At 39.9% G+C, this 19,187-nt stretch carries 23 protein-coding genes; 14 read left to right on the top strand and 9 right to left on the bottom strand.

Annotation, left to right across the window (positions count from 1 at the left end):
* Positions 1 to 105 precede the first annotated feature (105 nt).
* From AAEY68_RS16750 to AAEY68_RS16735, 4 genes are all read right to left on the bottom strand, one after another.
* Entirely contained in the window at positions 106 to 390 is a 285-nt protein-coding gene (locus AAEY68_RS16750; protein ID WP_024592802.1) for a hypothetical protein, read from the bottom strand.
* Positions 391 to 583: 193 nt separating this feature from the next.
* Entirely contained in the window at positions 584 to 1,207 is a 624-nt protein-coding gene (locus AAEY68_RS16745; protein ID WP_024592801.1) for a hypothetical protein, read from the bottom strand.
* Positions 1,194 to 1,802, bottom strand: a complete 609-nt coding sequence (locus AAEY68_RS16740) for a sigma-70 family RNA polymerase sigma factor (protein WP_350586468.1) — start codon at positions 1,800 to 1,802, stop codon at positions 1,194 to 1,196. Before AAEY68_RS16740 ends, AAEY68_RS16745 begins: the two co-directional genes overlap by 14 nt.
* Positions 1,803 to 1,816: 14 nt before the next feature.
* Positions 1,817 to 2,452 (bottom strand): energy transducer TonB, encoded by a 636-nt coding sequence (locus AAEY68_RS16735; protein ID WP_350586466.1) that lies wholly within the window; start codon positions 2,450 to 2,452, stop codon positions 1,817 to 1,819.
* A 155-nt stretch (positions 2,453 to 2,607) separates the two neighbouring features.
* Between AAEY68_RS16735 and AAEY68_RS16730 the strand changes: the two genes are divergently transcribed.
* The 3 genes from AAEY68_RS16730 to AAEY68_RS16720 all read left to right on the top strand — a co-directional run bounded on the left by AAEY68_RS16730 (position 2,608) and on the right by AAEY68_RS16720 (position 4,207).
* Entirely contained in the window at positions 2,608 to 3,114 is a 507-nt protein-coding gene (locus tag AAEY68_RS16730; RefSeq protein ID WP_282115304.1) for a DUF3087 domain-containing protein, read from the top strand.
* 34 nt (positions 3,115 to 3,148) lie between these two features.
* Positions 3,149 to 3,598, top strand: a complete 450-nt coding sequence (locus AAEY68_RS16725; protein WP_350586464.1) for a low molecular weight protein-tyrosine-phosphatase — start codon at positions 3,149 to 3,151, stop codon at positions 3,596 to 3,598.
* 99 nt (positions 3,599 to 3,697) lie between these two features.
* On the top strand, positions 3,698 to 4,207 hold the full coding sequence (locus AAEY68_RS16720) for a hypothetical protein (RefSeq protein WP_007583799.1): 510 nt from the start codon (positions 3,698 to 3,700) through the stop codon (positions 4,205 to 4,207).
* Between the two features lie 67 nt (positions 4,208 to 4,274).
* On the opposite strand, the gene AAEY68_RS16715 is transcribed toward AAEY68_RS16720, so the two are convergent.
* Entirely contained in the window at positions 4,275 to 5,390 is a 1,116-nt protein-coding gene (locus tag AAEY68_RS16715; protein ID WP_350586462.1) for a TonB family protein, read from the bottom strand.
* Between the two features lie 248 nt (positions 5,391 to 5,638).
* On the opposite strand from AAEY68_RS16715, the gene AAEY68_RS16710 reads away from it, so the two are divergent.
* The 6 genes from AAEY68_RS16710 (at position 5,639) to csrA (ending at position 11,711) form a co-directional block, all read left to right on the top strand.
* The gene (locus AAEY68_RS16710; RefSeq protein ID WP_169060590.1) at positions 5,639 to 6,262 is read left to right on the top strand and encodes a GTP cyclohydrolase II RibA; all 624 of its coding nucleotides are present in this window, start codon (positions 5,639 to 5,641) and stop codon (positions 6,260 to 6,262) included.
* 81 nt (positions 6,263 to 6,343) lie between these two features.
* Entirely contained in the window at positions 6,344 to 7,132 is a 789-nt protein-coding gene (locus AAEY68_RS16705) for a BPSS1780 family membrane protein (protein WP_007378958.1), read from the top strand.
* Positions 7,132 to 7,584, top strand: a complete 453-nt coding sequence (locus AAEY68_RS16700; protein WP_007583805.1) for a regulatory protein RecX — start codon at positions 7,132 to 7,134, stop codon at positions 7,582 to 7,584. The genes AAEY68_RS16705 and AAEY68_RS16700 overlap by 1 nt, the downstream gene beginning before the upstream one ends.
* Positions 7,585 to 7,603: 19 nt before the next feature.
* A complete protein-coding gene (gene alaS, locus AAEY68_RS16695; RefSeq protein WP_350586460.1) occupies positions 7,604 to 10,204 on the top strand; it encodes an alanine--tRNA ligase in 2,601 nt (866 codons plus the stop codon).
* A gap of 6 nt (positions 10,205 to 10,210) precedes the next feature.
* The gene (locus AAEY68_RS16690) at positions 10,211 to 11,428 is read left to right on the top strand and encodes an aspartate kinase (RefSeq protein ID WP_101217461.1); all 1,218 of its coding nucleotides are present in this window, start codon (positions 10,211 to 10,213) and stop codon (positions 11,426 to 11,428) included.
* A 91-nt stretch (positions 11,429 to 11,519) separates the two neighbouring features.
* On the top strand, positions 11,520 to 11,711 hold the full coding sequence (gene csrA / locus AAEY68_RS16685; protein WP_004587515.1) for a carbon storage regulator CsrA: 192 nt from the start codon (positions 11,520 to 11,522) through the stop codon (positions 11,709 to 11,711).
* A gap of 50 nt (positions 11,712 to 11,761) precedes the next feature.
* Here the strand turns inward: csrA and AAEY68_RS16680 are convergent, their stop codons facing one another.
* From AAEY68_RS16680 to AAEY68_RS16670, 3 genes are all read right to left on the bottom strand, one after another.
* Positions 11,762 to 12,229, bottom strand: a complete 468-nt coding sequence (locus tag AAEY68_RS16680) for a YcxB family protein (RefSeq protein WP_010555487.1) — start codon at positions 12,227 to 12,229, stop codon at positions 11,762 to 11,764.
* Between the two features lie 133 nt (positions 12,230 to 12,362).
* On the bottom strand, positions 12,363 to 12,554 hold the full coding sequence (locus AAEY68_RS16675; RefSeq protein WP_007378921.1) for a hypothetical protein: 192 nt from the start codon (positions 12,552 to 12,554) through the stop codon (positions 12,363 to 12,365).
* Positions 12,555 to 12,612: 58 nt separating this feature from the next.
* Entirely contained in the window at positions 12,613 to 12,786 is a 174-nt protein-coding gene (locus AAEY68_RS16670) for a DUF1328 domain-containing protein (protein ID WP_002961939.1), read from the bottom strand.
* A 519-nt stretch (positions 12,787 to 13,305) separates the two neighbouring features.
* Between AAEY68_RS16670 and AAEY68_RS16665 the strand changes: the two genes are divergently transcribed.
* The 5 genes from AAEY68_RS16665 to AAEY68_RS16645 all read left to right on the top strand — a co-directional run bounded on the left by AAEY68_RS16665 (position 13,306) and on the right by AAEY68_RS16645 (position 17,789).
* Positions 13,306 to 13,548, top strand: a complete 243-nt coding sequence (locus AAEY68_RS16665; RefSeq protein ID WP_007583814.1) for an OadG family protein — start codon at positions 13,306 to 13,308, stop codon at positions 13,546 to 13,548.
* An 11-nt stretch (positions 13,549 to 13,559) separates the two neighbouring features.
* Entirely contained in the window at positions 13,560 to 15,341 is a 1,782-nt protein-coding gene (gene oadA / locus AAEY68_RS16660; protein ID WP_024594514.1) for a sodium-extruding oxaloacetate decarboxylase subunit alpha, read from the top strand.
* A gap of 13 nt (positions 15,342 to 15,354) precedes the next feature.
* On the top strand, positions 15,355 to 16,485 hold the full coding sequence (locus tag AAEY68_RS16655) for a sodium ion-translocating decarboxylase subunit beta (protein ID WP_002961942.1): 1,131 nt from the start codon (positions 15,355 to 15,357) through the stop codon (positions 16,483 to 16,485).
* 142 nt (positions 16,486 to 16,627) lie between these two features.
* Positions 16,628 to 17,599, top strand: coding sequence for an aldo/keto reductase (locus AAEY68_RS16650; RefSeq protein WP_350586457.1), 972 nt, complete (start codon positions 16,628 to 16,630; stop codon positions 17,597 to 17,599).
* Between the two features lie 13 nt (positions 17,600 to 17,612).
* On the top strand, positions 17,613 to 17,789 hold the full coding sequence (locus AAEY68_RS16645; protein WP_007583822.1) for a hypothetical protein: 177 nt from the start codon (positions 17,613 to 17,615) through the stop codon (positions 17,787 to 17,789).
* 82 nt (positions 17,790 to 17,871) lie between these two features.
* Here the strand turns inward: AAEY68_RS16645 and AAEY68_RS16640 are convergent, their stop codons facing one another.
* Positions 17,872 to 19,185 (bottom strand): peptidoglycan DD-metalloendopeptidase family protein, encoded by a 1,314-nt coding sequence (locus AAEY68_RS16640; RefSeq protein ID WP_007585425.1) that lies wholly within the window; start codon positions 19,183 to 19,185, stop codon positions 17,872 to 17,874.
* Positions 19,186 to 19,187: the final 2 nt, after the last annotated feature.

Genomic DNA, 19,187 nt, shown 5'->3' with positions numbered 1-19,187 from the left:
AAATGATATCGTTTCGAATAGGGGCCCAATCAATAAACTGCTTTTTAAGTGAGTGTATTTCAGACTTGTTACCGAGGTAGCGTTCCTCTAATACAGAAAATAATTTTAACGTGTTTTTTCAAGCCTAGCTATTTCTTTTGCTGCATCGTTTATTTGCTCTATTGTATTTGCCTGTGCAACATCTTTCATTGCGCTATGGATACTTGTTACATTTACTTCAATTTTTGCAATAGATACACTAACTGTATATGGATGCTTATAAAGTTGTTGAGTGAAGCTAGAAATAGTTCGCATTTCTACCACTGCAAAACCTGTCATAATTAATAAAATAGTAATAAGAATAAAATAAGATGAGCCTAATCGCTTACCTAATGACAAGTTTTCAAACATGGAGCTTCCCTAAAATAAAACGTGAGTACTTATAAACATGACTTGATATTAAAGCGCTAATATAAGGTTATATGTAAAAAGCCGATAAAATACAACATATCAAAACGAGTAGACCTTGATAGTAGTAAAAAAATTGTCTCCAAAGGGGTTTAAATATTATTTCTCATTTATAAATTAACATATATATTTAAAGTTAAGCCCCACATTGCCTAACCCCAGCACCCGCATGTTTAAGCGCTATAATTTGCCCTTTGCCGTTATGCGCCATAGCGAGCATATCACCCGTATTTATATTACTTTCGACCGCGTGTTTACCTTTTAAATCACTCAACAGTGACTGCTTAATTTGCACTAGCACCTCGTCATCACAGCTGGCTATGTACCAGTCGTTATCTACCTTCACTAGAGTGCCGTATTCTATGTGGCGCTGTTGGTGGCGGCGTAAATCATTAGCTAATTGACTATCGAGCGCGTGTTTTTGCTCTGTAATGATGCTTGCGTAGCTGCCGGATGGATTTATTTCGTGTGTTTTAATAAATAAGTAGTCGTGAATGTCTATAGTGTTAAATACGCTGTTAAGTACGGTTTTAGGCTCTGTATTTATTACGTTGTTATTATCAAACACAATAAAGGCGAACACACCCAGTGCGCAGGCTAGGCTAGTTAGCTGCAGCGTAAAGCCGAACTTTTTAGGCTTTGCATGCACAGCGTTATTAAGTAGCGCTTTTTGCTGAGTGCTTGTAAGTGTAGTGCGCGCTTTTCGCTCTTTGTAGTGTTGTGTGAGCTTTTGATCAAACGGCTCATCAGGCTTGTTCATTGTTTGCTCCTAATAAACGTTTAAGGTTTTGCTTGGCATAGCGCAGCCTTGTTTTAATGGTCTCAAGGCTGCTTTGCGTTATAAGCTCTATGTCGGTGAGCGAAAAGCCTTCTTGTTGTAATGTTATGGCTTCGCGCTGTACAAAGCTAAGTTGTTTTAGCGCGGCGTCGAACGCTTCGTAACTTATGTTTGAGCTTCCTATATGCGAGTCTCTGCTAGTTAAGTGACCACTAGTTAAGTCGCTTTCGATTTTATCATTTTGTGCTGCTAAATGCGTGTTTTCGTCAAGCGCTACAAAGTGCTGTTGCCTGCGGTATTCGTCAATGAGTGTGTTGCGGGCAAGTTTAAATAACCACGCTTTGGGTGTGGTTTGTGCTTGGTAAAGGTGGCGCTTTTCGATTACTTTTAGCCATGTTTGTTGACTTACGTCGTATGCTAAATGCGTATTAGATTGCGTAACAAGGTAGTGGTATAAGTCGTTACTGTAGAGGGCAATAAGCTGCTCTAAGTAACGATTGTCGCCACTTTTTGCGTAACTTGCCATGCAGTCCTTGCTTGGCGTTTCAAATAACCATGACTTAATACTTAGTAGCATAGGCGTTTAGTCCGTTAAATAGAGTTATCTAATTTAAAATCGAGCTGTACAGTTTGACCTGTTTGTAATTGTGCCACACCTTCAATTACTTTGGGGCGATATTTCCAGCGTTTAATGGCTCTTATTGCTTCGCGATCAAAGGTACGTTTTGGCTCGGCGTTAATAACTACTGGGTCGATTACCTCCCCCGTTGGCGAAATACTAAAGCTTAGTTGCACCCAACCTTCAATACCATCGCGCGCGGCTGTTGTTGGGTATTTAGGGCTAATGCGCACAATGGGTGTTGCATCTCCCGTTGGGCGATTAATGGTGTTGTTAATGTCGCCACCAAAATCGTCAATTGTAATCGGCGTAAAGTCGCTAATTGCTAGCACAGGATCGGCTGATGTATCAAGCGGTGGAGCTTTTTGCGGCACTTTAGGCATTGGCGGTGGCGGCTGTATTTTTTGTATATGCCTTAGCTTTGAATTCTCAGGCGCCTTAAAAATTTCTACTATAATATCGTCCCCTGGTTTTACCGGTGCGCGTTGCTCGCCACTTATTAAATATTGCATAAACGCAAAAGCTGCAAAGGTCATAGCGGCGCCGCCAATAACGGCAGTCGATGTTTTAATAAATACTGGGTTGTTAGGTACTTCAAGTGTGTGCATAAGCCGCTCCAAATTTTATTGACCACTACAATTAGGGTGTTTTCAAAGCTATAACGGGTGGCAAATCAAAAAGGGGTGAAATAATTTTATAAAAAATGTGGGGTTTAGTTACAATAGCCATTCGCAAATATTAAAACTTAACTTTTTAGGCTGTTATGCAACTCATTGAAATAAATAAAGCACGTTACCGTAAACATTTAAACCGTGTTATTGCAGGATGTGGTATTGGTTTGGCTGTAGGCAGCTTGGCTATATCGCAAACGTTGATTGCTTTATTTCCTGATGAAAGTGGTAGCCACTTTCATTGGAACTTAATAGGTGTTGCTATTACTAGCGTTGGGCTTGCGTGGTTACTTCATAAATATCGTACACATAGCTTTATGACAGAAGTTGTTTATGTGTGGGAGCTTAAAAAAGCACTTAATAAAATAACCCGTAAAATGGCTAAGTTAAAAGCTGCTGGCCGTGAAGGTAATGCCGATGCGTTATTAGCGATTCACTATAGCTATGCGGGCTCTCGGTTATTGTGGCAGCTAGACGATAATCTAATCACTATGGACGATTTAGCCATTAAACAAGCTGAGCTTGAATCTGTTGCAGCGCAACATAACGTAACGCTTAACGTTGAAGATTACGACGCAAGTATTTTAAAACAGTTTTAAAGCTTAGGTTTTTAAATTAGTTAGAGGAGCCTTAATGAAAAAAGTACTCATAGTTTGTTTAGGTAATATTTGCCGCTCGCCAACCGCAGAGGCGGTATTAAAAGCCCGTGCTAAAAAACTAGGCGTTAACGTTAAAGTTGATTCGGCAGGGACTATTGGTTACCACGAAGGTAAAACGCCTGATAGTCGCTCAATGGCTGCAGGGGAGAAACGCGGTTATAGCTTTAAAGGTATTTATTCACGTAAAGTGCGCACAAACGACTTTACTGAATTTGATTTAATTTTAGCGGCCGATACGCAAAATTTAGCTGATTTAACAGCGCAATGCCCTGAGCATTTACGCTATAAGCTGGCGCTATTTTTAGAATATGGCGAGCAAGCCCAAAGCGCTATTCCCGATCCTTATTACGGCGGCGATGATGGCTTTGAAAATGTGCTCGATTTAATAGAAGCGGCTAGCGATAAAATACTCGCTAAAATTTAATCCCTATTTTATTACTAAAGCTAAATTTAACGAGCTTTTTGTCGTATTGCACAGTGTCCCTAAAGTAAGTACATTTTATGCTTACTCAAAGGGAACTTTATGAAAATAAAAATATTACTACTCACTTTATCTATCGCTTCTTGTTCTACTTTTGCTAACGATGTTAGTTTTTCGATTGGGGGTGGCTATCCTTATTTAGTTATTCCTGAAGTGTCTTTGTCGGCTAACGACGACACACAACGCTGGTATGCAAATTATAAACTAGGCCTTGATGATGGTTTTTCAGCCGGTTTTGAACAAGCAGTTAGCGATAATAAAAAACATGCTTTTGGCGCGCTTGTAGGTGCAATTGGCGCAAGAGATACAGACCAAGAGTGTGAAAGTTCAACTAATGATGTAGCAACTGACTTTGCTAATACGCTAGGTTGTGTAATTGGCGGAATTTTTGATGAAGAAACAACAAACGGCATAGGGCTTACGTACAGCTATAACTTTAATGGATTGAACAGCGCTGGTTTTAGATTAGAGCTAGATGTGGGCTATGGTAAAGCAAGCGACAGCAACGAAAAAAGAGCCGATGGCGGTATTAGCGTAAGTTACGAATTTTAACTACGTAGAATTTGTATTAGTTGGCATTAAAAAAGGCGCATAAAGCGCCTTTTTTAATGAGCCGCTTTTAGTGGCGGTTAATTTTAAAGTCGAGTTGTACCTGAGAAATAGCGCTAACGGGTTTGCCATTTTCAAACTTTGGCGCGTAACGCCATTGCTCAAGCGCTGCTTTGGCTGACTTTTCAAATGCGCTGCCGCCTTCAGAGCTAAGTACTTTTGGGTTTTTTACAAAGCCAGCTGCGTCTACCTCAAACTCCATAATAACGCTACCATCGGTACTAAATCTGGCTTTGTGCACTGGGTATTTAGGATTAACACGATAGAGTGGTGTTTGCTCTTGCGATTCTTTCCATGGCACCATTTGAGCGATAGCGAGGCAATGTTTAGTTGCTTCTTCGCTTTTGCCTTGTTTTTCGTACAGACCTACAAGTTTAGAGTGAGCGGTTAGCTCAGCACTGTGATCGTATTTTAAGTTATCGTCAAACGCGGTAACTATGTTGTTTAAGCGCTCAATTGCCTGATTATATTTTTTACTGCCTTCGGCAAATGCGGCTATTAAAAAGTTAGCTTTAATTTGCTCTACCGAGCTACTGGGCAGATTTTCACGGTAGTATTCGTCGGCTTCTTCTAGGTAGTTTTTCGCTTCGCTATATTTTTTAGAGCTAAACTTTTTAGCAAGCAGTGATGCCGCTTCTAGTTTCATGTCGGCTACAAATTTAGGCTTATTTTGTGTTTTAGCTATATCTATTACTTGTTCTAAAAAGTTAGCTGCTTTGTAAGCTGATGTTGTGTAGTTAGCTTGGCCGAGTAGTGCATCAATTGTTTCTATTGATAGTTTACCGTGGTTTGCAGCTAAAATAGTATGGGCTTCGTTATAGAGTGCAAAACGCTGTTCGTTTAGCTCATCGCCGTAGCCTTTTATTGCTTTAGCGTAATTAATAGCTAAGTTGGCAGTATTGTCGTCGCTTTTACCGTAAACGGCTTTACCTGATGTGTAAGCAAGTTTGGCAGTTTGTTGTACGTTTTCGTCTGCTTTAACTGCTGCTAAATAGCTTTGGTATGCTTGGCTAAATACCGTTTGAGGATCGCTTGCTTGGCTGGCAAGTGCTGTAGTACTTAAAGTTGTTGCGCTTAAAGCAGATAAACTTAAGCCTATAAATAAAGCGAGTTGCTGACGTTTCATAATAATCCCTATCGTTGTTTAAAATACAAAATACCAAACGCGCCTGTAGGTGTCACTGATTAAGGTAAATCAACGTAAATAACATTGGCTGTTATTTGTATTAATTTATTGCTAACAATCATTGAAAATAACGCCTGTCGTCGCCATATAATTGCCATAAACAGTCTTGTACTACGGTGTATTTATCCTATTTTGTGATATTATCACTTTATTGTCGTGTCGTAGTTATTTAAATATTTGGATTTGTCGTGGCGCAAGTAAGAGCAAGAGTCCAGCTTAATGTTGGCAGAAATAGTGATATCCCTGCAGAAATAATCTCATTTACTGATTTAAAAGATGGCAAAGAACATATTGCTATGGTGTTTAACAACGCTGATTCAGAGCAAGATGTACCGCTTATTCGTATGCATTCTGAGTGTTTAACAGGTGATGTATTTTACTCATCGCGTTGTGATTGCGGCGAGCAGCTAAATGAATGTATTGAAATGATGCACGAGCAAGGCGGTATTTTATTGTATTTACGCCAAGAAGGTCGTGGCATTGGTTTATACAACAAAATTGATGCTTACGTATTGCAATCGCAAGGTATGAACACCTACGAAGCTAATAATCATTTAGGCTTTGCTGATGATTTACGTGACTTTTCGGATGCTGTGTTAATGCTTAATGCGCTTAATTTAAACCACGTTAAATTAATGACCAATAATCCTAAAAAGCTTAACGCACTAAAAGATGCCGGTATTAATGTTGACTCGGTTGTGGGCACGCATGCGCACATTAAAGCGGGTGTTGCGGGTAATAAATCGTACCTAGAAACAAAAATTAAGCATGGCGCGCATATGTTAGATATTAAGAAAATTAAAAAACCTTAATCATTTAATTACGTTTCGTCTATTAATACCCCCTCACGCCAAGTTATACTTGGCGTGTTTCGTTTTAAATTAAGAGCAAGTATGTCTACACAATTACGAATTTTTAAAGCCGATGCAGGGCTAAAGTGGTTAAAAGCCGGATGGCTTATTTTTAAAACCCAGCCAGCAACCTTTATTTTTATGCATTTATTTATTGGTATTGTAGGGCTGCTGTCTTTATTTTTACCGCTGCTGCAAGTAGTAGCAGCACTAGCTACGCCATTTTTAACCGCAGGGTTTTACCAAGCGGTGCTTAGTAAGCAGCAGGGCGGAAAAATTATGCTAGCCGATATTCTCAAGCCATTTACGGCTAAGGGAAATCGCTTAGGGTTATTGCGTTTAGCACTTTATCAGATGGGGGCGGGCATTTTAATGGCGTTACTTGCTAATGGCTTATTTGCCGATGCAGTGGCTGTTATGAGCCAACCGGGACTTGATCCAAACGTAGCACTTGAACAAATGCTTGAGAGTATTTCGGGCGCGAATGTAATTTTGTTTTTTATGGCAATGCTAATTTATTTAACGGCGTTTGCTTACGCTGTACCGCTTGTTTATTTTAGTAAAGAAACACGTATTTTAACGGCGCTTAAAAAATCGTTAATGGTGTTTTATCATAACATTTTGCCACTTGGCGTTTTTGGCCTTATTTGCGCATTATTTATGGCGCTTTCGATGTTCTTATCGTTCTTACCACTGTTGATTTTAATGCCGATTTGCTACATTAGCTTTTTTGTATCTTATCAAGCCATTTTTATGCCTGTTGTACCACCAAGTGACGACATTAATGTTAAGCCACTTAGCAGTGAAACAAGCGGGCGTTTTGACGCTTAATGGATGATAAATTAAAGCAAAAACTAAAAAACTATGTACTTTGGTTACTAGGGCGCCAAGAATATTCGCGTCGTGAGTTAACGCTAAAATTACAGCAAAAAGAAGCCACAGAAGAGTTTATTGAAACGCTGCTTGATTGGTGCGAAAAGCATAATTTTATTAACGAGCAGCGATACTGTGAAGGCTTTGTAAGAAAACACATATTTAAATGCCACGGGCTTAAGCGAATACAAAGCGAAGCTATGGGCAAAGGGATTGATCGTTCGCTACTTGAATTGGTAGTTGAAGAGCTTGAAGTAGATTGGTTTGAGCTTGCGCAGGATGCGTACAATAAAAAATATTCGAATACACCGGCCGATCTCGATTACAAAGATAAAGCTAAGCGCGTGCGCTACTTAATGTATCGGGGTTTTAGCTACGATGAAATTAATTTTGCAATGCAAGCACAGTAAATACAGGTGAGACTTTCAAATGCAGCACATGACTACCGCACAAATTAGGCAACAGTTTTTAGACTTTTTTGCCAGCAAGCAACATCAAATAGTACCTTCTAGCTCGCTTATACCGGGTAACGATGCCACGTTGTTATTTAACAATGCCGGCATGGTGCAATTTAAAGATGTATTTTTAGGCGCAGAAAGCCGCCCTTATACACGTGCGACAAGCTCGCAGCGCTGTGTACGTGCTGGCGGTAAGCATAACGATTTAGAAAACGTAGGCTACACTGCTCGCCACCATACATTTTTTGAAATGTTAGGTAACTTCAGCTTTGGTGATTACTTTAAGCAAGACGCGATTAAGTTTGCATGGGAGTTTTTAACTGAGGTAGTAAGCCTACCTAAAGAAAAACTTTTAGTAACTATTTATCACGATGATGAAGAAGCGTTTGGTTACTGGGCTAACGAAATTGGCTTGCCAGAGGATCGTATTATTCGTATTGCGACCTCAGATAACTTTTGGTCTATGGGCGATACTGGTCCGTGTGGTCCGTGTTCTGAAATATTTTATGATCACGGCGAGCATATTTGGGGTGGTCCTCCGGGCTCTCCTGAGGAAGACGGCGACCGTTTCATCGAAATTTGGAACCTTGTATTTATGCAATACAACCGTCAAAGCGACGGTACAATGTTGCCTCTACCTAAGCAATCTGTTGATACGGGAATGGGCCTTGAGCGTATTTCTGCTATTTTGCAGGGCGTGCATTCAAACTACGAAATCGATTTATTCCAAGGCTTAATTGCTGCTGCTGCAAGTGTTACTAATGCACAAGACATGGACGACAAGTCACTACGCGTAGTGGCCGATCACATTCGTTCGTGTGCGTTTTTGATATCAGACGGTGTTATGCCATCTAACGAAGGCCGTGGTTATGTACTGCGCCGTATTATTCGTCGTGCTGTGCGCCACGGTAACAAGTTAGCTGCACAAGGTTCGTTTTTCTATAAATTAGTTGCTGCGCTAATTGAGCAAATGGGTCAAGCGTACCCTGAGCTTGCTAAGCAACAAGAAATTATTGAAAAAGTATTACGCATTGAAGAAGAACAGTTTGGTAAAACACTTGAGCGTGGCTTAGCTATTTTAGAAGAAAGCTTAAGCGACCTTAAAGGCGATATTATACCGGGCGACTTAGTATTTAAACTTTACGATACGTACGGTTTCCCAGCTGATTTAACGGCCGATGTTGCGCGTGAGCGCCAGATGACAATTGATCATCAAGGCTTTGAAGAGTGTATGGCTGTACAACGTAAAACAGCGCAGCAAGCAGGTAAATTTGGTGCAGATTACAATGACCAATTAAAATCAGATAAACACACTGACTTTAAAGGTTACGACAGCACACATTACAGCGCGACCGTTATTGAAATTTTTGCCGGTGGCGAAGCTGTTCAGTTATTAGAAGATGGTCAACAAGGTATTGTAGTACTAGACCGCACACCGTTTTACGCTGAATCAGGCGGTCAAACGGGTGACACGGGTACTATTACAGTTGCTGGTGGCGAATTTAATGTTACTAATACCACTAAGCTTGGTAATGCTTTTGCTCACCACGGTACTGTACAAGGCCGTATTGGTGTTAATGACAAAGTTGACGCAACTATTGATGATACGCGCCGCGACAGCATTAAGAAAAACCACACAGCTACGCATATTTTACACGAAGCACTACGCCAATTATTAGGTGACCATGTAGGCCAAAAAGGCTCGCTTGTTCAGCCAGATCGTTTACGTTTTGACTTTTCGCATTTTGAAGCAGTTACTAAAGATGAGCTACGTGAAATTGAGCGTGTAGTTAATGACGAAATTCGTCGTAACTTTGCACTTAATACTGAGCTTATGGCTATTGATGATGCTAAAGCGAAAGGTGCTATGGCATTGTTTGGCGAAAAGTACGATGACGAAGTACGTGTAGTTACTATTGGCGACTACTCTATTGAGCTTTGTGGTGGTACTCACGTTGAGCGCGCTGGCGATATTGGTTTATTCAAAATTGTATCTGAAAGCGGTATTGCCGCAGGTGTTCGCCGAATTGAAGCGGTAACCGGTGCAGAGGCTGTAGCGTACGTTAGCGAGCAAGAGCAACAACTTAGCGATGTTGCAGCTTTAGTTAAAGGCGATAGCGCATCGGTACTTGAAAAAGTAACTGCGTTGCTTGAAAAATCTAAAGGCCTTGAAAAGCAAATTGCACAGCTTAGCGATAAGCTAGCAAGTGCAGCGGGCGCGTCTTTACTTGATTCGATTGTTGAAATTAATGGCGTTAAGCTACTTGTAGCAAACGTTGAAGGTACTGAATCTAAAGCGCTTCGCGGTATGGTTGATGACCTTAAAAACAAGATTGGCTCAGGTGTTATTGCACTGGGTGTTGCCAGTGGCGACAAAGTAAGCCTAATTGCCGGTGTAACGAAAGACTTAACAGGCAAAGTAAAAGCCGGTGAGTTAGTTAACCATATGGCAGGTCAAGTAGGTGGTAAAGGTGGCGGTCGTCCAGATATGGCACAAGCTGGTGGTAGTGAGCCACAAAATCTTGCTGCTGCACTAGATAGCGTTACAGCTTGGTTAACTGAGCGTACTTAAGCCTAAGTGGCACTTATTGTTCAAAAATTCGGTGGCACTTCGGTCGGCTCAATAGAGCGAATTGAAGCAGTCGCCGACCTTGTTGTTAAAACCAGACAACAAGGACATCAAGTGGTTGTGGTTCTCTCTGCTATGTCGGGAGAAACCAACCGCTTAATTAACCTCGCCAAACAAATTGATACTCGCCCGAGTAGCCGTGAACTAGATGTACTTATTAGCACCGGAGAGCAGGTTTCTGTATCACTGCTTGCTATGGCTATTATCAAACGTGGTCATTCAGCTGTAAGCTTATTAGCCGATCAAGTCAATATTCTAACCGACAACATGTTTGGTAAAGCCCGTATTGAAGACGTTGCCGCTACACGTTTAAAGCATGAGCTTGAGCATAACCGTATTGCTATTATTGCTGGCTTTCAGGGGCGTGACGTTGAGGGCAATATTACAACGCTTGGACGCGGCGGCACCGATACATCGGCTGTAGAAATAGCAGCGGCTATAAAAGCCGACGAATGCCAGATCTATACAGACGTTGACGGCGTATATACTACAGATCCTCGTGTTGAACCTAACGCGCGCAGAATGAGCCAAGTTACTTTTGCCGAAATGCTGGAGCTGGCAAGTTTAGGCGCGAAAGTTTTGCATATTCGCTCGGTAGAAGCTGCAGGTAGACACAATGTGCCACTTAGGGTGCTTTCTAGTTTTAATCCTGATGAAGGCACATTAATAAGTTTTGAGGAGAACGATATGCCAAGCAAGGTGGTATCGGGGATTGCGTTTAATCGTGACGAATGTTTAATTAAAGTAGATGGTGTGCCAAGCGGTACGCAATATCTTTCAAAAATATTGAAACTTTTTGCTGATAATGGCATCGAAATAGATATGATTAATCAAGTTAATCATATCTTTGAAAAAATAGACTATGCTTTTACTGTGCACTCGAATGATTATCTGCAAGCACTTGAATTATTGAGCGAAGATCAAGCTCAACTCAGTGCTCAAAATATAAGCGGATTACCAACAGTCGCTAAAGTTTCTGCTGTTGGAATGGGTATGAAATCGCATTCTGGTGTAGCAAGTTTATTTTTTGATGCATTAGCGCAGGAAAATATTAATGTGGTTTTAGTCTCGACTTCTGAGATCAAAATTTCAGTTTTAATAGATGAAAAGTACCTAGAGTTGGCAGTTCGTGCATTACACAAAGCATTTTTAACAGAAAATGGATAGATTGAGAGTTTTTACTTACTTTTCAGTCTAATTTTCATTAGTATGTTTAAGCGGAATCTTATAATTTTTATTGGAACATGGGAGCAAGAGAATGCTAATACTAACTCGTAGAGTAGGTGAAACCCTAATGATTGGTGACGAAGTAACAGTTACTGTTCTAGGTGTTAAAGGAAATCAAGTTCGAATCGGTGTTAATGCACCAAAAGACGTATCAGTGCATCGTGAAGAGATTTACATGCGCATACAAGCTGAAAAGTCGAACCCTAATCCGGGCAATGCTTAATCAACACGTATACGTAGTTGAGTAATTAACTCAACTAGTCAAAAAGCCACTCACTGAGTGGCTTTTTTGTTTATAAAAACGAGTGTTTCTGGGGTTAGTATTTGTTTTGAAATGTACTGCATTCCGCTTTTATTTTTAATAATAATACCTTGCTGAGTATCTATTACTTCGCTTATGTCTTGCCAAGTTAGCTGAAAGCTTTTGTAATGATTAGCCGATTTAATGCCTTCTTCATCAAAGGTAAGTGTTACCTCAGAGCCTGACGCTCTGCTGAGCATTTGTCTGGTTACCCACCAAGGTCTGCGATAGTAAAAAGCGACGCACTCTAGTACACCTAGCATGATCATAAACGATCCTAAGTAATGATCGTTTAAAACATAAATGCCAAATAAACCAAGCGCAACGAGGAGTACAAGTAAAAAGTACTTAGGTTTGGCGCGCTTACTGTAGGGGAGTGACTCGTCAAAGCACTCGTAAAAGTAAGGTTTATCTAGTGTGTAGGTTGTTGTAAATGCCATATTGCCTTGCTTTAAATATCGTTTTTTTTATTTTAACAAGCTAACCGCTAAATGAGCAGCTTTATAGTCAGTGATTTTATTACAGACACAAAAAAAACGGCCCTAAGGCCGTTTTTTAGCGTTACAAGAAGAATTAACAGTTAGTTTCTTCAGCGTTTACGCCTTCTTTAACATTTTCACATGCATCTTCTACTTTGTTTTGCACGTCAGTTACTGCTTCGTCAATACGTTCGCCTGCGTCTTCTGCATGATTGTCTTCACAACCCATGATGAAGAAACTTGCGAATAGACCGATTAGTGCTGCTTTTACAGTTGTTGAATTCATAATGTAATTCCTTGTAAGTGTTGATTAAATTTTAGTGTTTGTTAGTTGAATGCTTTATCTACCTGGGTGATTTACCACGTAGTGCACCTGAAACTAATGAGATCACTAAAAGTACTAAAAATATAAAAAATATAATTTTTGCTATACCAGCTGCGGCACCTGCGATGCCACCAAAACCTAACACTGCAGCGATTAAAGCAATAACTAAAAATGTAATTGTCCAGCGTAACATTGTTTTCTCCTTGGTTATCAAATTTGCTCACAATAACTAATGCCAGTTATATGCCAAAGTTTATTTTTGTTTTATATCAGCTAGTTATGGTTTTTAACTGTGTTTTTAGTTATTAGTTAGTTAGTAATTTTTACGCTTTGTTATGTAAGTTATTCACACTGTTACAAGTTACCGGTAAATATTCACTAAAAATAATGTTTTTGGTAAGACCAATTAACAATTGATGTGTGTTTTTGTACTTATTATAAAATTTGGCGGTTATTTTTATTAAGTTGAATAGTTAATTAACAACTTCCATATAACTATTAGCTATAGTCGTTATTTTCTGTATGTATTGTAGGGCGCATGATTGCTGGGTTATGGCATGTAAATTTGTTGAGTGTTATGTTGTTTATAGTTTAATTGGTTTTACCAATTTACAAGATGTAGACAAAGCGACTAGTTTTGTTATTATCCAGTGAATAAATATTTAATTAAATCGATTTTTTATTTTCGATATGGGTTTCAAGGGGGAGAAAAATGGATATAGGTGCTCTACTCACAACGGCTGGTAGCTTAATGCTAACTGGTATGGTTGGGGTGTTTGTATTTCTGTCGATATTAATTGGTGCAGTAACGCTTATGTCTAATTTGGTGACGCGCTATAGCGAACCAGAGGCATCACCAGCTAAATCACCGTCTTTTAAATCTCAAGGTGTGCCTAATGAGCACATCGCTGCTATTAGTGCTGCCATTGCTCAGTACAAATCAAATAATAAATAAGGGGCACACACATGGCTAAATTAAAATTAACAGAATTGGTATTACGCGATGCGCACCAATCATTGCTCGCAACACGTATGCGCCTAGACGATATGCTACCTATTGCTAGCAAGCTAGATGATGCAGGTTATTGGTCTATTGAATCGTGGGGCGGTGCTACATTTGATTCGTGTATTCGTTATTTAGGCGAAGATCCTTGGGAGCGTATTCGTGCGCTTAAAAAAGCGATGCCTAATACTAAACAGCAAATGCTATTACGCGGTCAAAACCTATTAGGCTACCGCCATTACGCTGATGATGTAGTTGAAAAGTTTGTAGAACGCGCACATAAAAATGGCGTTGACGTATTTCGTATTTTCGATGCAATGAACGATGTACGTAACCTAGAAACAGCGATTAAAGCGGCTATAAAAGTAGGCGCGCATGCTCAAGGTACTATTTCGTACACGGTAAGTCCTGTTCATACGCTTGATATGTGGCTGACTCTTGCTAAGCAATTAGAAGATTTAGGCTGTCACTCAATTTGTATTAAAGACATGGCGGGTTTATTAAAGCCGTACGATGCTGAAAAACTAATTAAAGCACTTAAAGAAACCGTATCGGTTCCTATTGCTATGCAGTGCCACGCTACAACAGGTTTAAGTACTGCGACTTATCAAAAAGCGATTGATGCAGGCATTGATATGCTTGATACCGCTATTTCATCAATGAGTATGACTTACGGACACACAGCAACTGAAACTATTGTATCGATAGTTGAAGGAACTGAGCGCGATACTGACCTTGATTTAAATCATCTAGAAGAAATTGCTGCTTACTTTAGAGATGTACGTAAAAAATATGCGGCATTTGAAGGTAGCTTAAAAGGGGTTGATGGTCGTATTTTACTAGCTCAAGTACCTGGTGGCATGCTTACAAACATGGAAAACCAACTTAAAGAGCAAGGCGCGGCAGATAAGCTTAATGAAGTTTTACTTGAGATCCCACGTGTACGTGAAGATCTTGGCTTTTTACCTTTAGTAACACCCACGTCGCAAATTGTAGGTACTCAAGCAGTACTTAACGTGCTAACCGGTGAGCGTTATAAAACAATTACTAAAGAAACTGCTGGCGTATTAAAAGGTGAATATGGCTTAACACCAGCACCAATGAATAAAGAGCTACAAGAGCGTGTGCTTGATGGAGCAGAGGTTATTACTTGTCGCCCTGCAGATAACATTGCACCAGAGCTTGCAACGCTTGAAGCTGAATTATTAAAAGAAGCGCAAGAGCAAGGTTTAACACTTGCTGATGAGCAAATTGATGACGTACTAACTTATGCATTATTTCCGCAGGTTGGTTTGAAATTTATTAAAAATCGTAATAACCCTGATGCATTTGAGCCTATTCCTACCGTTGAAGATAAGAGCAATAAGGCAGCACCAAAATCAGGATCAAATAATAACAGCGTTAAAGCTGAGCAATACAGCGTAAAAGTAGATGGTAAAGTTTACGACGTAGTAGTGGCGCAAGGTGGTGAGCTAAAAGAGGTAACATTAAAAGACTCTGAGCACATTCCTCAATCTGCTTCAGTTGCATCAGGTGAAACCCTTAACGCACCTTTAGCCGGTAATATTTTTAAGATTAAGGTAAAAGCTGGGCAAGTTGTTAACGAAGGTGATGTAGTGATTATTATGGAAGCCATGAAAATGGAAACTGAAATACGCGCTACGCATACAGGAACAATTGCTGAAGTGTTAGTTGGTGAAGGCGATGCTGTAACTACCGGCGACGCTATGATTGCATTAGCTTAGGAGTAAATAGAGGATGGAAGGTATTTTAAACCTCTGGAATGCGACAGGCATTGCTAACTTTACAATCCCATCATTAATTATGATTGCGGTAGGGTGTTTATTACTGTTTTTAGCGATAGCTAAAGGCTTTGAACCACTATTATTACTACCTATTGGTTTTGGTGCAATTTTAACAAATGTACCAGTGGCAGGTTTGTCAGACCCAGGTGGGCTTTTGTATTACGTTTATTACGTGGGTATTGATACGGGGATTTTTCCGTTATTAATATTTATGGGAGTAGGGGCGCTGACCGACTTTAGCGCGCTTATTGCAAACCCACGTATGTTGTTATTAGGTGCGGCTGCACAGTTTGGTATTTTTGCTACTTTGTTTGGCGCAATATTATTAAATTATGTACCAGGTTTTGAGTTTACCCTACAGGATGCATCAGCTATTGCCATTATTGGTGGTGCCGATGGGCCAACAGCAATATTTTTAGCATCAAAACTGGCACCTGATTTACTTGGTGCAATAGCGGTAGCCGCATATTCATACATGGCTCTTGTACCAATTATTCAACCGCCAATTATGCGTGCGTTAACAACCCCAGAAGAACGTAAAATTAAGATGCCAGAGCTTCGCAAAGTATCTAAAAAGGAAAAGATTATTTTCCCTCTTATGGTGCTTAGCTTAACGGCTATGTTTTTACCGGCTGCTATACCGCTTGTAGGTATGTTTTGTTTAGGTAACTTAATGCGAGAGTCGGGTGTTGTTGATAGATTAAGTAACAGTGCTCAAAACGAAATCATCAATGTTACAACTATATTTTTAGGTTTAGCTGTAGGTTCAAAGCTTGCTGCAGATAAGTTTTTAACTGTTGAGACGATTGGTATTTTAGTGCTTGGCGCACTGGCTTTTGCAATTGGTACGGCATCTGGCGTATTTATGGCAAAAGGACTTAACCGTATATCTAAAACACCTATAAACCCATTAATTGGGGCAGCAGGTGTATCGGCTGTGCCAATGGCGGCACGAGTAGTTAATAAAGTTGGCCTTGAAAGCAACCCACATAACTTTTTACTTATGCATGCTATGGGACCCAACGTAGCGGGTGTACTTGGTAGTGCAGTTGCTGCGGGTATTTTATTAGCACTTGTTGGCTAATAATTAACGTGGTAGTTAATAAATGATTTAGCGCAGTTTACTGCGCTTTTTTTTGTTCTTAATTTGTTCACCGCTAAATGGTTTCTTGTTCAGCGCTTTTTGTTTACAGTAACAGCTCTTCAAAATTTTAAGGATAGTTATCATGCTTCACACACCTTTAGCAAAGCACTTACCTCATGTTAGTAAACTTGTATTCGGATGCATGGGTCTGGGAGGCGGTTGGAATAAAGACGCAATCACTGATGCACATGTTAAGCAAACTCATGAATGCATAGATAACGCTATTGAAGGTGGCATTAACTTTTTTGACCATGCTGATATTTATACTTTTGGTAAAGCGGAGCAGGTTTTTGGTAAAGCATTAAGCGAGCGACCAGAGCTTAGAGAGCACATGTATATTCAATCTAAGTGTGGGATTCGTTTTGAAGATGACTTAGGGCCCAAGCGCTATGATTTTTCATCAAAGTGGATTGAGCAATCAGTTGAAGCATCCTTGAAGCGATTAAATACAGACTATTTAGACGTACTTATGCTGCATCGTCCTGATCCACTCATGGAAGTTAACGAAATTGCTCGTATATTTAGTTGCTTAAAAGAAAGCGGTAAAGTGCGCAATTTTGCAGTATCGAATATGCAGCAACATCAAATGAATTTTTTACAGCATGCACTTGATATGCCGATTGTGGCTAATCAAATTGAGGCTAGTTTACAAAAACATCAGTTTGTTGATGAAGGTGTATATGCCGGTAACAGTGACGGTAAGGATCTTAATTTTACGCCAGGTAGTATTGAGTACTGTCGCCATTTTGAAATTCAAATTCAAAGCTGGGGCAGTTTATGCCAAGGATTATACAGCGGCAGTGATTTATCAAACGCATCGCAGGCTGATATAAACACCAGTCTTTTAGTTCATAAGCTGGCTGCACTTTATGATACTTCTGCTGAGGCTATTGTTATTGCATGGTTACTGCGCCATCCCGCATCTATTCAGCCTATTATTGGAACAACTAATGCCAAGCGTATTAAAGCCTCTTGTGATGCTGTAAACGTACAACTAACTCGTGAGCATTGGTATGCACTTTATGTAAGCGCTAAAGGCCATGAGCTACCATAAGTAGGGCATTGATATGAATATATTCGTTATTTTAATTGGTTTGTTTGTCGCGCTAGCGATACTTATTCCACTGCTTGAAAAATATCAAAGTAAAATAGGGCTCAACGGTGCAACCAAATACAGCAAATATATTTGGCCATTAGTGATGGTGTCCTTAGTGATTCAGCTCATTTATGTATTAATGTATTAATGTATTAATGGTTTTTAGCGTATACAAAAAAGCCTTTGCAGGTTTAACCTGCAAAGGCTTTTTTAATGTTTATTAATAAACTTTATTTAAGTGCTAACTGTAGCTCGCGATTGCGCTCAAGTTGGGCAATAAAGTTATCTGCAATCGGTTTAAACTTAGCAAGTTCTGAGCGAGGTAGTGGCTCTGACTTAGGAAGTTTTACTGTTTTAGGATTACGGTGAACGCCATTTACTAAAAATTCATAGTGTAAATGCGCGCCAGTAACACGACCCGTAGAACCTACAGTACCAATTTGTTGGCCCTGTTTAACTTTTTGGCCCGTTTTAACTAGTTTCTTATTTAGGTGTAAGTACTTAGTTACATATTGTGTGCCATGGCTAATAAATACGTAGTTACCGTTGTACTTGCTGTAACCCGCTTTAACTACCTTACCGTTACCTGATGCAACCACCGGTGTGCCAGTGCGTGCCGCAAAGTCAATACCACGGTGCGCTCTAACTTGCCCAGTAACTGGGTGTAAGCGACGAGGATTAAAGCTCGAACTAATATACTTAAAGCTTACAGGTGCACGTAAAAATGCTTTTTTCATGCTACGCCCTTCAGGCGTATAAAAATTGCCATCGGTATGTCGAATCGCTGCAAAGCGCTGACCTTGGTTTACAAATTCAGCGGCAATAATTTTACCGGTACCAATAAACTCGCCATCAACATAGTGAGACTCGTAAATTAAGCCAAACACATCGCCTTTACGAATGTCGTTTGCAAAATCAACATCCCAACCAAATATGTCAGCAAAGTTCATTATTTGACGTTCGCTTAAACCAGCCGCTATTGCTGAGGTCCAAAAGTTGTTAGATATTTCGCCGCCAGCGGTTTTGGTTAGCGTTTCAATTTCTTTACTATCAATAGCTGTATCGTAGTTACCTTCTTCATTTAAGGTAACAAATAAAGTATCGGTTTTTGAAATTACATAGCGCAGTTGAGCCAAAGAGCCATCTTCAGCTGTCGCAAAGCTAAGTATTTCACCGGGGTGAATTTTAGTTAGCTTGCGCGTTTCTGCGTTAGTGTTAATTAGTTTATGGAGCGTTTGAGCTGAAAAACCAGCACGTTTGAAGATAATTGCTAAATTGTCGCCATTTTTAACTTTATGATCGACAAAGTCGTATTCTGGTAATTTTTCTGCTGCTTGCTCTGAATTTAACTCAGTTAATTTTTCGTTGTCATCAACTTTAACTTGTAACTCATAGCGCTTGCCTATCTCTAATGCATCTGCATTATTGTCTTTAGAAGCAGTCGCTTTTTCAGAAGGAAGAAATGCCAAGCCGGCAATAGCAGAAACTAAACCTAAAATAAGCAATTTGTGTTTTTTTGGGAGAGTGTTAACCACGTGAACCATAA

This window comes from Pseudoalteromonas sp. RB2-MNA-CIBAN-0110 (assembly GCF_040309305.1).
Taxonomy (GTDB): Bacteria; Pseudomonadota; Gammaproteobacteria; order Enterobacterales; family Alteromonadaceae; genus Pseudoalteromonas; species Pseudoalteromonas arctica.
The sequence above is the reverse complement of the archived record's forward strand: the minus strand, read 5'-3'. Positions and strand labels throughout refer to the sequence as shown.

Coding starts and splice junctions, on each gene's coding strand:
- oadA (WP_024594514.1), top strand. CDS start 13,560: ATGGCTAAATTAAAATTAACAGAATTGGTATTACGCGATGCGCACCAA.
- AAEY68_RS16715 (WP_350586462.1), bottom strand. CDS start 5,390: ATGAAACGTCAGCAACTCGCTTTATTTATAGGCTTAAGTTTATCTGCT.
- AAEY68_RS16720 (WP_007583799.1), top strand. CDS start 3,698: ATGAAAATAAAAATATTACTACTCACTTTATCTATCGCTTCTTGTTCT.
- AAEY68_RS16735 (WP_350586466.1), bottom strand. CDS start 2,452: ATGCACACACTTGAAGTACCTAACAACCCAGTATTTATTAAAACATCG.
- AAEY68_RS16675 (WP_007378921.1), bottom strand. CDS start 12,554: ATGAATTCAACAACTGTAAAAGCAGCACTAATCGGTCTATTCGCAAGT.
- AAEY68_RS16750 (WP_024592802.1), bottom strand. CDS start 390: ATGTTTGAAAACTTGTCATTAGGTAAGCGATTAGGCTCATCTTATTTT.
- AAEY68_RS16640 (WP_007585425.1), bottom strand. CDS start 19,185: ATGGTTCACGTGGTTAACACTCTCCCAAAAAAACACAAATTGCTTATT.
- AAEY68_RS16680 (WP_010555487.1), bottom strand. CDS start 12,229: ATGGCATTTACAACAACCTACACACTAGATAAACCTTACTTTTACGAG.
- AAEY68_RS16645 (WP_007583822.1), top strand. CDS start 17,613: ATGAATATATTCGTTATTTTAATTGGTTTGTTTGTCGCGCTAGCGATA.
- AAEY68_RS16670 (WP_002961939.1), bottom strand. CDS start 12,786: ATGTTACGCTGGACAATTACATTTTTAGTTATTGCTTTAATCGCTGCA.
- alaS (WP_350586460.1), top strand. CDS start 7,604: ATGCAGCACATGACTACCGCACAAATTAGGCAACAGTTTTTAGACTTT.
- AAEY68_RS16700 (WP_007583805.1), top strand. CDS start 7,132: ATGGATGATAAATTAAAGCAAAAACTAAAAAACTATGTACTTTGGTTA.
- AAEY68_RS16650 (WP_350586457.1), top strand. CDS start 16,628: ATGCTTCACACACCTTTAGCAAAGCACTTACCTCATGTTAGTAAACTT.
- AAEY68_RS16745 (WP_024592801.1), bottom strand. CDS start 1,207: ATGAACAAGCCTGATGAGCCGTTTGATCAAAAGCTCACACAACACTAC.
- AAEY68_RS16705 (WP_007378958.1), top strand. CDS start 6,344: ATGTCTACACAATTACGAATTTTTAAAGCCGATGCAGGGCTAAAGTGG.
- AAEY68_RS16725 (WP_350586464.1), top strand. CDS start 3,149: ATGAAAAAAGTACTCATAGTTTGTTTAGGTAATATTTGCCGCTCGCCA.
- AAEY68_RS16665 (WP_007583814.1), top strand. CDS start 13,306: ATGGATATAGGTGCTCTACTCACAACGGCTGGTAGCTTAATGCTAACT.
- AAEY68_RS16740 (WP_350586468.1), bottom strand. CDS start 1,802: ATGCTACTAAGTATTAAGTCATGGTTATTTGAAACGCCAAGCAAGGAC.
- AAEY68_RS16655 (WP_002961942.1), top strand. CDS start 15,355: ATGGAAGGTATTTTAAACCTCTGGAATGCGACAGGCATTGCTAACTTT.
- csrA (WP_004587515.1), top strand. CDS start 11,520: ATGCTAATACTAACTCGTAGAGTAGGTGAAACCCTAATGATTGGTGAC.
- AAEY68_RS16730 (WP_282115304.1), top strand. CDS start 2,608: ATGCAACTCATTGAAATAAATAAAGCACGTTACCGTAAACATTTAAAC.